This window comes from Cupriavidus sp. FW305-26, from assembly GCF_058787975.1.
In genome coordinates this window covers 1-12,873 of record NZ_JBYTAH010000048.1, presented here as the reverse complement: position 1 = coordinate 12,873, position 12,873 = coordinate 1, and the positions used below count along the sequence as shown (strand labels likewise).

The window sequence follows — 12,873 nt, the reverse complement described above, 5'->3', positions numbered from 1 at the left end:
CTCCGCAAACGCTTGATCGGGTTGGCAGCATACCGCGTCAGCCGGCAGCGCGCCGGCGGTCGAGCTTGCGCGCGAGCACGATCGAGGTGGTGGTGTGGTTGACGCCGTCGAGCATGCCGATCTCGTCGAGCAGCCGGTCCAGGCGGTCGTGCGTGTCGCAGCGGATCGCCACCAGGTAGTCGACCGGGCCGCTGACCGAATTGACCTCTTCGATCTCGGGCAGGCGCTGCAGCGCGCGCAGGATCGCGGGCGCGGCCTTGGGCTGCACCGACAGGCCGCAATAGGCCAGGATGGCGTTGTCTTCCATGCGCTGCCCCAGCCGCACGCCGTAGCCGGCAATCACCCCGCTGCGCTCCAGCCGCGCGATGCGCGCGACCACGGTGGTGCGGGCGATACCCAGGTGCCGGGCGAGGTTGGCGGCGCTTTCGCGGGCATTGGCCTGCAGCAGCGACAGCAGGTGCCGGTCGGTGGTGTCGAGCTCGGTCATTACGTCGGGATGGTTCGTCGTTTCGTTCGATTATGGCGGGTTTTCGTCGTTCTTGTGGCTTCATTGTGTCGCGCTGGCTATCCATACTCCAGTCAACAGGACAACCTTTTCTTGTGGACGGAGACACCATGCAAGCCTCGAACCTGGGCCGGCAGGCCCCGCGCGACCTGCCCAAGGCGACCCGCCCGCTGCACGTGGCGGTGCTGGGCGCGGGCAAGATCGGGCGCACCATTGCCACCATGCTGCATGACAGTGGCGACTACCGCGTCAGCGTGGTCGACCATGACGCACGGCGCCTCGACGGCCTGCCGCGCGGCGTGCTGGCGCGCGCCGGCGACCCCACCGAGCCTGGCACCTGCGCCGCGCTGCTGGCCGGCGCCGATGCCGTGCTCAACGCGCTGCCGTTCCACGCCGCGATCAGCGTGGCTTCGGTGGCGGCGCGCCTGGGCGTGCATTACTTCGACCTGACCGAGGACGTGGCCGCGACCCAGGCCATCCGCCAGCTGGCGCAAAGCGCGCGCTCGGTGCTGATGCCGCAGTGTGGGCTGGCGCCGGGCTTTATCGGCGTGGTCGGGCATGACCTGGCGCAGCGCTTCCTGCGCGGCGGGGGGGAACTGCTGGACCTGCAGATGCGGGTTGGCGCGCTGCCGCGCTACCCCAGCAATGCGCTCAAGTACAACCTGACCTGGAGCACCGAGGGACTGATCAACGAGTACTGCAACCCGTGCGAGGCCATCGTCGACGGCCGTCGCGTGGAACTGACGGCGCTGGAAGGGCTGGAGAGCTTTGCGCTGGACGGCATCGAGTACGAAGCCTTTAATACATCTGGCGGCCTGGGCACACTGCCCGAGACGCTGGCCGGCCGCGCGCGCCATGTCGACTACAAGTCCATCCGCTATCCCGGCCATTGCGCGCTGATGAAACTGCTGCTCAACGACCTGCGCCTGCGCGAACGCCGCGAATGGCTGCGCGATATCTTCGATCGCGCCATCCCGGTGACCGACCAGGACGTGGTGATCGTGTTCGCCACCGCCACCGGCTACCCGGCCGGGGGCGAACGCGGGCGCGGGCCGCTGACGCAGGCTTCGTTCTCGGCGCGCATCGGCGGGGTGGATGGCAAGGGGGGCCATGTCAACGCGATCCAGCTGACCACTGCCGCGGGCATCTGCACCGCGCTGGACATGGTGGCCACCGGCGCGCTGCCGCAATCCGGCTTCGTGCGGCAGGAGTCGATGCCGCTGGACGCCTTCCTTGCCAATCGCTTCGGCCGCCATTACACGCAGCATCCGCTCCAGGAGACCGTCATATGAAAGCGCAAGAGTTCGCTGCCTGCTGGGATTCGCTGGGCCTGCCGCGGCCGTGGCGGGAGGGCACGCCGGCCGGCGCCGTGACGGTCCGCTCGCCGGTCGATGGCGAGGCCATCGGCCATGTCCCGGCCTGCACGCCGGCGCAGGCCGATGCGCTGATCGCCCGCGCCCACGCGGCGCAGACCACCTGGGCGCTGCTGCCTGCGCCTGCGCGCGGCGAGATCGTGCGGCGCTTCGGCGAGGTGCTGCGCGAACACAAGCCGGCGCTGGGCCGGCTGGTCTCGCTCGAGTCCGGCAAGATCCTGCAGGAAGGCCTGGGCGAGGTGCAGGAGATGATCGACATCTGCGACTTCGCGGTCGGGCTGTCGCGCCAGTTGCACGGGCTGACCATTGCCTCCGAGCGCCCGCAGCATGCGATGCGCGAGACCTGGCATCCGTATGGGCTGTGCGGCGTGATCTCGGCCTTCAACTTTCCGGTGGCGGTGTGGGCGTGGAATGCGGCGCTGGCGCTGGTGTGCGGCAACGGCGTGATCTGGAAACCCTCGGAAAAAGTCACCCTGTGCGCGCTGGCCGCGCATGGCCTGCTGGAGCGCGTGCTCGCCGCGGCGGCGCCGCAGCACGCCGGCATCTCGGCGGTGCTGCCGGGCGGGCGCATGCTGGGCACCCACCTGGTGTCGCACCCGGCGGTGCGGCTGGTCAGCGCCACCGGCTCGACCCGCATGGGCCGCGAGGTCGGCGTTGCCTGCGCCGGGCACTTCAAGCGCAGCATCCTGGAGCTGGGCGGCAACAATGCCGCCATCGTCGCGCCTTCGGCCGACATCGAGCTGGCGGTGCGGGCCATCACCTTCGCCGCGGCCGGCACCGCGGGCCAGCGTTGCACCACGCTGCGTCGCTGCTTTATCCACGCCGACCTGATGGACACCATGGCGAGCCGGCTGATCACCGTGTTCGACCGCCTGCCCGTCGGCGACCCGCTCGCTGACGGCACCCTGGTCGGCCCGCTGATCGACACCGCCGCGGGCGATGCCATGGCCAATGCGCTGGCCGCCTGCCGCGCGCAGGGCAATATCGTCACCGGCGGCGAACGGCTGCTGGCCGACCGCTACCCGCATGCCTGTTACGTGCGGCCCGCGCTGGTGATGACCGACGCCCAGCACGACACCATGCTGACCGAAACCTTCGCGCCGATCCTGTACCTGATGCCATACACCACGCTGGATGAGGCCATCGCGCTGAACAACGCCTCGCCGCACGGGCTATCGTCGTGCATCTTCACGGAATCGATGCGCGAGGCCGAGCGCTTCCTGTCGTCGGCAGGCAGCGACTGCGGCATCGCCAACGTCAACATCGGCACCAGCGGCGCAGAGATCGGCGGCGCCTTCGGCGGGGAAAAGGCAACCGGCGGGGGCCGCGAGTCGGGATCGGATGCGTGGAAGGGCTATATGCGCCGCGCCACCAACACGATCAACTATGGCGATTCGCTGCCGCTGGCGCAGGGGATACGGTTCGAGATCTGACGGCATCCCTGGGCGTGTTACAGGGCGCGTAGGGAACTGTAACAAGCCTTACACGCCTTTGACGCCGTATTACGCTTTCTGCCCGTATAACGTCAGCAGGGCAGGCACATGCCCGTTCCGACCCCAAGGACGAATGATGAGAATGCTGACGATTGGACTGGCTGCCGCTGCGGCATCCGTCACCCTGCTGGGCGGCTGCGCCGTCTATCCCACGCCTGCCGGCCCCGCGGTCGGCCCTGCGCCGGTGTACGTGGCGCCCGCGCCGGTGGTGGTGGCACCGCGGCCGTACTACTACGGCGGCTATGGCGGCTACTATGGCCATGGCTACTATGGCCGGGGCTACCGCCGCTGGTAATGAGCGCGGTTGGCACGACAATGCGCGAGGATGCCGGCGCGTAGAGAGAGGCTGCGCGCCGGCCGCAGTTCAGTTGCCGGCCGCGTCGCCGGCCCGGGCGTTCAGCCCGCCCCAGCTGGGCGCGAGCGTCTGGCCGATCTCCGGCAAATCCACCAGGTCGAGCACGCGCCCGACCGTATGGTCGACCAGTTCGGCAATGCTTTGCGGCTTCTGGTAGAAGCCCGGCACCGGCGGGAATACGATCCCGCCCATTTCCGTCACCGCCGTCATATTGCGCAGGTGCGCAAGGTTCAGCGGCGTTTCCCGCACCATCAGCACCAGCTTGCGCCGCTCCTTGAGCGTGACGTCGGCGGCGCGCGTGATCAGGTTGTCGGACAGGCCGTGCGCAATCGCCGCCAGCGTGCGCATGGAGCAGGGGGCGACCACCATCGCCTGTGCGCGGAACGAGCCGCTGGCGATGGTCGCGCCGATGTCGCGCACGTTGTGCACGACGCTGGCCAGCGCCTCCACCTCGGCACGGCTGATGTCCAGCTCGTGCTGCAGGTTCATCACGCCGGCCGGCGAAATCAGCAGATGGGTTTCCACCGAGGGCGCCGCGCGCAGCACCTGCAGCAGGCGCACGCCGTAGATGGCACCGGTGGCGCCCGTGATGGCGACGATCAGCCGTTTGGGTGTGCCGCCAGTCACGGACATAAAGGAACTCAGCCCTTCAGCAGGGTTTGCAGTTCGCCGTTCTGGTACATCTCCATCATGATGTCCGAGCCGCCGATGAACTCGCCGTTCACGTAGAGCTGCGGAATGGTCGGCCAGTTGGCGTATTCCTTGATGCCCTGGCGGATGCCTTCGTCATCCAGCACGTTGACCGTGGTCGGCGCGTCCACGCCACAGGCCTTCAGAATCTGGATGGCGCGGCCCGAGAAGCCGCACATCGGGAATTGCGCGGTGCCCTTCATGAACAGGACTACCGGGTTGCCCTTGACGATCTGATCGATCTTTTGCTGCACGTCGCTCATGGTTTGCTTTTCAGTGGGGCGATGCCGTGTCGCGGGCGCCGCCTGGGGAGAATGGGACGCCACGCGGCCTGGCCGGGCGGGGGGGCGGGGATCTGACGGCGATTTTACCGGAATCGCCGCCGGGCTTCAGTGACCGGCAGTGGTGCCGCCGGGCCGGGCGCCTTGCCAGCGCCCGCCGGTGCAGCGTTCCAGGCCGGCCAGGTCGCGGGCGGTGAAGATCTCGGTGAAACCGGTGTCCTCCAGCAGCTGGCGGGTGGCCTGCGCCTGGTCGTAGCCATGCTCCATCAGCAGCCAGCCGTCAGGCAGCAGCCGGGCGCCGGCACCGCTGACAATGGCCCGCAGGTCGGACAGGCCGTCGTCGTGGTCGGTCAGCGCGTCGATCGGTTCGAAGCGCAGGTCGCCTTCGACCAGGTGCGGGTCGCCCGCGGCGATGTAGGGCGGATTGCTGACGATCAGGTGAAAGCGCAGGCCTGGCGGCAGCGCCGCGTACCAGTCAGACACCAGGAAGTGGATGCGGTCGGCGCCGAGCGCGCTGGCGTTGTCCTGCGCCACCATCAGCGCGCCGGGCGAGATGTCGGTGGCCCAGACTTGCGCATCCCGGCGCTCGCGCGCCAGCGTCACGGCCAGGATGCCCGAGCCTGTGCCCAGGTCCAGCACGGTCGGCTGCGGCACCTCAGCCAGCCGCGCCAGCGAGGCTTCGGCGGCGACTTCGGTATCGGGCCGCGGGATCAGCACGTCAGGCGTGACCCGGAACTTCCGGCCGAAGAACTCGCGCTCGCCGATCAGGTAGGCCATCGGCTCGCCCGCCAGCCGCCGCGCCAGCAGCGTGGCAAAGGCGTCGCGCTGGGCGATGGTGAGGGTGTCGGTGTCGCGGGTGATCAGCTGGGTGCGGCTCAGGCCGGTGACATGCGTCAGCAGCATGCGCACTTCCAGGGCAGGCAGCCCGGCCATGGCGGCGAGGGTCTGGGCTTCGCGCAGCGTGGGGGTCGCCGGCAGCGCGGCAGAGTTTGGGGAAGACATCGAAAGGGAGGGGACGGTTCTTTTGCCGGCTACAAAAAACCCCACCGGCGCAAAGGCCTGGCGGGGCTTTGGGGCGGGACTTCCAGCTTGCCGCCAGTGTACCGCTCATCGACGGCGGGCGGCGCAATGCCCCCGCCGGGACGATTACTTATTGACGGCGTCCTTGGCCTTGTCGGCACCCGTGTTGACGGCATCCTTGGCGGCCTGCTTGGCGTCTGCCATGGCGCTGCCGGCTTCTGCCTTGGCCTTGTCGGCGGCGGCCGAGAGGTCGGCTGCGGCACCGCTGGCGGCGGCCTTGGCGGCGTCTGCGGCGTTGCTGGCGGCAGCGGCGGCATCGCTGGCGGCGGCCTTGGCGGATTCAGCGGCGCTTTGCATGGCGCTCTCGGCGTTCGAGGCGGCAGGCGGAGCTTCTTCCTTCTTGCTGCAAGCGGCCATGGCCGCGGTGATCATCAACAGCGCGAGCAGTTTTTTCATGATTTCGTCCTAGGTATGTTCTCGGGAGTGACTACCCGGCACCATTCTCCGTTTGCCGGTCGAAATCGATTATAGACAGCCGCCTTACCCCTACCAGTGCTGTTTCAAGCATTTACAAGAAATACAAAGATATCGGCGACTTTACGCGGTGTTCGGGGCGGAAGGCCGGTTGCACGACATTTAGTGGTGCTTACGACTCTTCGCCAAGTGCAGCAAGCTGATCAGCCTGGTGTTCCGAAGCCAGTGCCGACAGCAGTTCATCCATGTCGCCGTCCATGATCATGTCGATCTTGTACAGCGTCAGGTTGATGCGGTGGTCGGTCACGCGCCCCTGCGGGAAGTTGTAGGTGCGGATGCGGTCGCTGCGGTCGCCCGAGCCGATCAGGTTGCGCCGCGTGCTGGCCTCCTTCGCCTGGGCGGCGCGCGTCTGCATGTCCTTGATGCGGGCCGCCAGCACCTTCATCGCCTTGTCCTTGTTGCGGTGCTGGCTGCGGTCGTCCTGGCACTCGACCACGATGCCGGTCGGCAGGTGGGTCAGGCGCACCGCGGAATCGGTCTTGTTGACGTGCTGCCCGCCAGCGCCCGAGGCGCGGAAGGTGTCGATGCGCAGGTCAGCCGGGTTGATCTCGACCTCGCCCACTTCATCGGCTTCGGGCATCACCGCGACCGTGCAGGCCGAGGTGTGGATGCGCCCCTGTGCCTCGGTCGCCGGGACGCGCTGCACGCGGTGGCCGCCGGATTCGAACTTCAGCCTGGAGAATGCCGCATCGCCGGCGATGCGCACGATCACTTCCTTGTAGCCGCCAAGGTCCGATTCCGATTCGCTCATCACTTCGACCTGCCAGCGCTGGCGTTCGGCATAGCGCGTGTACATGCGCAGCAGGTCGCCGGCGAACAGCGCGCTTTCCTCGCCGCCGGTGCCGGCGCGGATTTCCAGCAGCAGGTTGCGGTCGTCGTTCGGGTCCTTGGGCAGCAGCAGGCGCTGCAGGCTCGCTTCCAGGGCTTCCAGCCGCGCGCGCGCGCTGGCGATCTCGTCGGCGGCAAAGTCCTTCATCTCCGGATCGTCCAGCAGCGCCTGCGCGGTGGCCAGGTCGTCCTGCGCCTGGCGGTACTGGCCGTACTGCTCGGCCACCGGCGACAACTCGGCATGTTCGCGGCTGAGCTTGCGGTACTGGTCGATCTTCGCGGTCGCGTCTTCGCGCGCGAGCAGGGCGTTGACTTCATCGAGTCGCTCGGCCAGTTGGTCGAGCTTGGCAAGCATGCTGGCTTTCATCGGGTGCGGGGGGAAGAGGTGGGCCAGGGGCCGGGACTACCCGCGGGCGGGTGGCGGCGTGCCGGCGCGGCAGGGCGCGCGCGGCGCAAGGGCAGAGCGGCTAGCGCTCGGAGTGGCTGCTGTGGCGGAACAGGCCCGGCACCAGGCGCAGCAGCGCCTCGCGGTCCTCGCCCTGGGTGTGGTTCAGTGCGTGGGTGGGGCCATGCAGGAACTTGCGGGTCAGCGCACCGGAGAGGGCCTCCAACACGGCTTCGGGGTCGTCGCCGCGTGCCAGCATGCGGCGCGCGCGTTCCAGCTCGGCCTGGCGGATGGCTTCGCCGTTGGTCTGCAGTTCGCGGATGACCGGCACCACGCTGCGGGTTTCCAGCCAGTGCATGAAGTTCTGCACCCGGCTTTCGATGATGGCCTCGGCCTGCGCCACCGCGGCCTGGCGCATCGCATTGCCTTCACGCACGATCGCGCCGAGATCGTCGACGGTGTACAGGAAGACGTCGTCCAGGCGCGCGACTTCGGGCTCGACGTCGCGCGGCACGGCCAGGTCGACCATCATGATGGGGCGGTGCTTGCGGCGCTTGACCGCGCGCTCCACCGCGCCCAGCCCGATGATCGGCAGCGAGCTGGCGGTGCAGGACACCACGATATCGAACTCATGCAGGCGCTCGCCCAGGTCGGTCAGGCGGATCGCGTTGGCGGTCAGGCCCTGGCCGGAGAGCTGCTCGGCGAGCTTTTCGCCGCGTTCCACGGTGCGGTTGGCCACCACGATCTGGCGCGGCTGCTGCGCGGCGAAGTGCGTGGCGCACAGTTCGATCATCTCGCCCGCGCCGATAAACAGCACGCGCTGGGTCGAGACGCTTTCAAAGATCCGCTGCGCCAGCCGCACCGCGGCTGCGGCCATCGATACCGAATGCGCGCCGATCTCGGTCTGGCCGCGCACTTCCTTGGCCACCGCGAAGGTGCGCTGGAACAGCTGGTTCAGGTACGTGCCCAGCGAGCCGGCCTCGCCGGCGGTGCGCACGGCGTCCTTGAGCTGGCCCAGGATCTGGGTCTCGCCCAGCACCATCGAATCCAGCCCGCTGGCCACGCGGAAGGCATGGCGCACGGCTTCGGACTGCGGCAGCGCGTACAGGTGCGGCGCCAGTTCGCCGGCGGGCACGTTGTGGTGCTGCGACAGCCAGCGCAGGGTGTGCTCGAAACCATCCGTGCCCGGCGTCAGGACGTCGGTCGCGCAGTAGATCTCGGTGCGGTTGCAGGTGGACAGGATGGCGGCTTCGGTGCCGCTGCGCCCCGACAGGTGGGAGCGCAGCGCACCCAGCGCGGGCTTGATCTGCTCGAGCGGAAACGCCACCCGCTCGCGCAGCGAGACAGGTGCCGTTGTGTGATTGATGCCGATCGCGAGCAGTTGCATTTGTAGGGGACGGGTACGGTCCGGCGCGTGGCCGGACCGGATGCCATTATACCGCCGGGATCGCTAATTGCAGGCGCTGGGCCATTCGGGGCCGGGCGGGGGCATGGCAGCGGCCCCGGATTGCAGTATCGTTACGCCGCAGCCCTTGCGGCTGTGATGCTGACAACACAGGAGAAGCGGATGCTGGGCACCTTGATCGTGGGTTTGCTGGTGGGGCTGGCGGCGCGCCGGCTGCATCCGGCAGGGCGCGTGGTGACCCTGCCGGCCGCGCTGGTGCTGGGTGCGGCGGGTGCGGCGGGCGCTTTCTATGGCGGCCGGGCCTTGCACCTGTTTATCGACGGGCAGCTCAGCAGCTGGCTGGCGGTGATCGCCGGCTCGGCGCTGCTGGTGGGGGCCTGGGGCGCGCTGCGGCCGCGCGGGCGGTAAGAACAGAACTGACCGCGGCGGCGGGAATCCGCTCGCCGCTTGATCGCGATCAGAAGCGGACCGGCGTTTGAACAGTGTCGGCCTTGGCTCTTCCGGCCAGCAGCCGGCGCAGCACGCCGCTGGAATAGTGACTGGCCACATCCTTCAGGAATGCCGCGAAGTCCACATGGGCGCTATCGTCGGCCCGGTCCGAAATGGTCCGCATCACGGCATACGGCACGCCGTATTCATGGCAGACCTGCGCCACCGCGGCGCCTTCCATTTCCACCGCCAGCAATCCGGGCAGCCGCTCACGCAACTCCGTCACCGCCGCCGGTGAGCCGATGAACTGGTCGCCGCTGGCGATCATTCCGTGGTGCAGCGCCGGCGCGGCTACGCCGAATCGTTCCAGCACCTCGCGCGGCACTTCGGCAGGCAGGTCCAGCTGCAGAAATTCGCGCGCGGCGGCTTCCAGCTCGGCGGTCAGCGCCGGGTCGGCCGGGAACTCGGCACGGTCCAGCAGCGGCACTTCATGGCGGCCGAAGAACGGACGTGCGTCGAGGTCATGCTGGATGGTGCGGTCGGCGATGACGATGTCGCCGACATTGGTGCCGGCGCCAATGCCCCCGGCCAGCCCGGTGAAGACGATCTGCGTCGCGCCGAACTCGCGGATCAGCGTGACCGTGGTCGCCGACGCCGCCACCTTGCCCATGCGCGCCAGCACCAGCACGCACGGCTGCCCGAGCAGCTGGCCGGCATAGTAGTCGCGCATGCCGATAGTGCGCACCGTGGCGCGGCTGTCGTCATGGCGCATGGCGGCCACCAGGCCATCGACTTCATCATGGATGGCGGCAAGGATTCCGAGAGTCATGGAGCGGGCGCAGGACGAAAAAACCACAGCATACCGGCCCGCGCAGGCCGGGCATAGATCAGAGCGCGACCGCACCGCCCCCTCCCACGGAACAGGTGCGGCCCCCGCGCCGCTTTGCTAAAGTCCCCGTCATCTCAGCACGTAAGGACACTTACATGCAAGGCACACCCACCGTAGCCACCGGCGAACGGCGCGCCATCCGCCGGGCACTGGCCGACTGGCGCGCACTGGGGCGCCTGGACGCGGCCGGCGTCACTGCGCCGTGGGCGCGCACCGAGCCCGTCGCCACCGACTGGCGCCGCTGGCTGGACACGGCGCTGATGGCGCTGGGCACCGCGCTGCTGTGCGCGGGCGTGATCGTGTTCTTCGCCTTCAACTGGCAGGATCTCCACAAGTTTTCCAAGTTCGGCCTGCTGGCCGGCGCGCTCACGCTGCTCGCCGCCTTTGCCTGGCTGCGCCCGGCTGGCGACACCGCGGGCCGGGCCGCGCTGGGCGGCGCGCAGGTCGTCGCCGGCGTGCTGCTCGCGGTGATCGGGCAGACCTACCAGACCGGCGCCGACGCCTGGCAGCTGTTTGCGTTATGGGCATTGCTGGCAGTGCCCTGGGCGCTGGCGGCGCGCGCCGCACCGCACTGGTGGCTGGTGATCGTGGTCGGCAACGTGGCGTTGCTGCGCTACTTCAGCATCCGCTTCGGTGTCGAAGGCGTGTTCGCGCTTTTGTTCGATACGCGCCATATGCGCACCGCCACGCTGGCGCTGCTGGGCGCGGTGGTGCTGCAACTGGTGCTGTGGCAGCTGCTGTGCGCCCGGGCGCCGGCGCTGGGCTTCCGTGGGCAGGCCGGCAGCCGCATGCTGGCCGCGCTGGCTTGCGTGCACGCCGGCTCGCTCGGGCTGGCCAGCCTGCTGGACAGCCACTTCGACGGTGCTGCATTCGCGCTGGCCTTGGTGGTACTGGCCGCCCTGGTCTGGTGGTTCCGCCAGCGCGCCTTCGACATCGTGGTGCTGAGCCTGGCCTGCCTGACCGGCATCGTGCTGGCGGTGGCCGGCATCGCCAAGGTGCTGTTCGAGGGCAAGGACGATTTCGGCGCCTTCCTGCTGCTCGGGCTGGTGACCATCGGCCTTGCCGCCGGCGCGGCCGCCTGGCTGATGCGTGCCTGGCGCGGCCAACTGGAGCAGGCATGACGACCGAACTGCAGACCGGGCAACGGCTCTGGCAGGACCTCGCCGCACGCGGCGAGGTACAGGGCGAGCGGCCCGACCATACCCACACCCCCTGGGCCGTGCGCTGCCTGATGGGCGCGGCGGGCTGGCTCGGTGCCTTGTTCTTCCAGCTCTTCCTGGTCGGCACGGTCTTCGTCGCCGCGCGCGAGAACGGCATTGCCATGGCGGTGACCGGCCTGGCCATGATTGCACTGGCCGCGCTGCTGTACTGGCGCGGCGGCGGCATTGCCGCGGGGCAATTCGCGCTGGCCGTGAGCCTGAGCGGGCAGGGCATGGCCGTGTTCGGGCTGGTCGAGGCCCTGGGCTTCACGCGCGTCACCGAGAGCGCAGGCTTCTGGGCCGGACTGGCGCTGTTCGAGGCCGCGCTCGCCTTGCTGATCCCGAACCGGCTGCACCGGCTGCTGTGCGCGGTGGGCGCATGGATCGGGCTGGCAGGCGCCGTGCATCTCGTCCTGGCCGGCAGCGAGCCGAAGGACTGGCTGTTGCTGACGTGGTCCCTCGGCTGGCTGGTGCCGCTCGGCTGCGCACTGGTGACGGGTTTCACGCTGGCCGAAGCACGGCTGTGCGCGGCCGGCCGCCACACGCTGCTGGAACCGCTGGCTGACGCGACGCTGCTGTTCACGCTGGCCGTCGCACTGGTCGTCACCGGCATGAGCCATCCGCTGGCCTGGTTGGGCGGCCCGGAAGCCGGACGCATCCCGCTCGCGCACTGGGTCGCGGGCGGGCTGGCCACGCTGGTGCTGGCCGGCTTCGCGCTCGCCGAATGCCGCCGGCTGGCGCTCAGCCCCGCCCTGCAGGGCGCCGTCCTTGCCGGCGTGGCGGCCTTCGGTGCGCTGATGGCGGCCGCGCCCGCGGTCGTGGCAGGAGTTCTCGCGCTCGGCCTGGCGTTGCGCCGCGCGTCGATGCCGTGGCTGGGCCTGGGCATCGCCAGCATCGCTGTCGGCTTTATCTGGTATTACAGCGCGCTGCACTGGACCCTGCTGGCCAAGTCCGCCACGCTTGCCGCGGCCGGCGTACTGCTGCTGGCAGGCCGTTACTGGCTGCTGGGCCGCACCAAGATGGAGGCCGCATGAAACGCTGGATCCTGATTGCCTGGGCCCTGACGCTGGCACTCGCCGCCGCCGGCATCGCCGGCAAGGAGCGCCTGCTGGCGCGCGGCGATACCGTCTACCTCAAGCTCGCCCCGGTCGACCCGCGCTCGCTGATGCAGGGCGACTACATGGCGCTGAACTTTGACATCGGCAACCAGATCCGCACCGCTCAGACGCAGGACGACCGGCCACCCCGCGACGGCGTGGCCGTGATCCGCCGCGATGAACAGGGCGTGGCCGGCTTTGTGCGCGTACACGGCGGCGAGCCGCTGGCGGCAGGGGAGCAGTTGCTGCGCTACCAGGTCGCCCGCTCGCGCTGGGGCGGCACGCAGGTGCAGGTGTCGACCGATGCGTATTTCTTCCAGGAAGGGCAGGGCGAGCGGTTTGCGCAGGCGCAGTATGGGGAATTCCGCGTGGGGGCGGACGGGCAGGCGC

General features: G+C 69.2%; 15 protein-coding genes. 7 read left to right on the top strand and 8 right to left on the bottom strand.

The genetic code is table 11. From position 1 onward, the window contains the following. Window positions 1-37 precede the first annotated feature (37 nt). Entirely contained in the window at window positions 38-487 is a 450-nt protein-coding gene (locus tag AC3WQZ_RS23500) for an Lrp/AsnC family transcriptional regulator (RefSeq protein WP_010809873.1), read from the bottom strand. Window positions 488-615: 128 nt separating this feature from the next. On the opposite strand from AC3WQZ_RS23500, the gene AC3WQZ_RS23495 reads away from it, so the two are divergent. From AC3WQZ_RS23495 to AC3WQZ_RS23485, 3 genes are all read left to right on the top strand, one after another. Continuing rightward, complete coding sequence (locus tag AC3WQZ_RS23495) at window positions 616-1,797, top strand: saccharopine dehydrogenase family protein (protein ID WP_010809874.1); 1,182 nt, start codon at window positions 616-618, stop codon at window positions 1,795-1,797. Next, entirely contained in the window at window positions 1,794-3,311 is a 1,518-nt protein-coding gene (gene amaB, locus AC3WQZ_RS23490) for an L-piperidine-6-carboxylate dehydrogenase (protein WP_011616119.1), read from the top strand. The genes AC3WQZ_RS23495 and amaB overlap by 4 nt, the downstream gene beginning before the upstream one ends. A gap of 142 nt (window positions 3,312-3,453) precedes the next feature. After that, on the top strand, window positions 3,454-3,666 hold the full coding sequence (locus AC3WQZ_RS23485) for a hypothetical protein (protein ID WP_010809876.1): 213 nt from the start codon (window positions 3,454-3,456) through the stop codon (window positions 3,664-3,666). 69 nt (window positions 3,667-3,735) lie between these two features. On the opposite strand, the gene AC3WQZ_RS23480 is transcribed toward AC3WQZ_RS23485, so the two are convergent. The 6 genes from AC3WQZ_RS23480 to hemA form a co-directional block, all read right to left on the bottom strand. Then, window positions 3,736-4,359 (bottom strand): UbiX family flavin prenyltransferase, encoded by a 624-nt coding sequence (locus AC3WQZ_RS23480; protein ID WP_010809877.1) that lies wholly within the window; start codon window positions 4,357-4,359, stop codon window positions 3,736-3,738. A gap of 8 nt (window positions 4,360-4,367) precedes the next feature. Then, window positions 4,368-4,679, bottom strand: a complete 312-nt coding sequence (gene grxD / locus AC3WQZ_RS23475) for a Grx4 family monothiol glutaredoxin (protein ID WP_010809878.1) — start codon at window positions 4,677-4,679, stop codon at window positions 4,368-4,370. Window positions 4,680-4,805: 126 nt separating this feature from the next. Further along, window positions 4,806-5,699 (bottom strand): peptide chain release factor N(5)-glutamine methyltransferase, encoded by an 894-nt coding sequence (gene prmC, locus AC3WQZ_RS23470; protein WP_041687544.1) that lies wholly within the window; start codon window positions 5,697-5,699, stop codon window positions 4,806-4,808. Window positions 5,700-5,843: 144 nt separating this feature from the next. Then, window positions 5,844-6,173, bottom strand: a complete 330-nt coding sequence (locus tag AC3WQZ_RS23465; protein WP_010809880.1) for a hypothetical protein — start codon at window positions 6,171-6,173, stop codon at window positions 5,844-5,846. A gap of 190 nt (window positions 6,174-6,363) precedes the next feature. After that, on the bottom strand, window positions 6,364-7,446 hold the full coding sequence (gene prfA / locus AC3WQZ_RS23460; protein WP_010809881.1) for a peptide chain release factor 1: 1,083 nt from the start codon (window positions 7,444-7,446) through the stop codon (window positions 6,364-6,366). A gap of 100 nt (window positions 7,447-7,546) precedes the next feature. After that, window positions 7,547-8,851: a glutamyl-tRNA reductase gene (hemA, locus tag AC3WQZ_RS23455; RefSeq protein WP_439668304.1), complete on the bottom strand. Its 1,305-nt coding sequence runs from the start codon at window positions 8,849-8,851 to the stop codon at window positions 7,547-7,549. 180 nt (window positions 8,852-9,031) lie between these two features. Between hemA and AC3WQZ_RS23450 the strand changes: the two genes are divergently transcribed. Next, window positions 9,032-9,277: a hypothetical protein gene (locus AC3WQZ_RS23450; RefSeq protein WP_010809883.1), complete on the top strand. Its 246-nt coding sequence runs from the start codon at window positions 9,032-9,034 to the stop codon at window positions 9,275-9,277. A 49-nt stretch (window positions 9,278-9,326) separates the two neighbouring features. Here the strand turns inward: AC3WQZ_RS23450 and AC3WQZ_RS23445 are convergent, their stop codons facing one another. Further along, window positions 9,327-10,127 (bottom strand): 5'-methylthioadenosine/adenosylhomocysteine nucleosidase, encoded by an 801-nt coding sequence (locus AC3WQZ_RS23445; protein WP_010809884.1) that lies wholly within the window; start codon window positions 10,125-10,127, stop codon window positions 9,327-9,329. 155 nt (window positions 10,128-10,282) lie between these two features. Here AC3WQZ_RS23445 and AC3WQZ_RS23440 point away from each other — a divergent pair, with 155 nt between their 5' ends. From AC3WQZ_RS23440 to AC3WQZ_RS23430, 3 genes are all read left to right on the top strand, one after another. Next, complete coding sequence (locus AC3WQZ_RS23440) at window positions 10,283-11,308, top strand: DUF2157 domain-containing protein (protein ID WP_492301360.1); 1,026 nt, start codon at window positions 10,283-10,285, stop codon at window positions 11,306-11,308. Next, complete coding sequence (locus AC3WQZ_RS23435) at window positions 11,305-12,420, top strand: DUF4401 domain-containing protein (protein WP_492301358.1); 1,116 nt, start codon at window positions 11,305-11,307, stop codon at window positions 12,418-12,420. Before AC3WQZ_RS23440 ends, AC3WQZ_RS23435 begins: the two co-directional genes overlap by 4 nt. Further along, window positions 12,417-12,873, top strand: a 457-nt coding sequence (locus AC3WQZ_RS23430) for a GDYXXLXY domain-containing protein (protein WP_492301357.1), incomplete at its 3' end; no start/stop codon positions are given. The genes AC3WQZ_RS23435 and AC3WQZ_RS23430, both read left to right, overlap by 4 nt.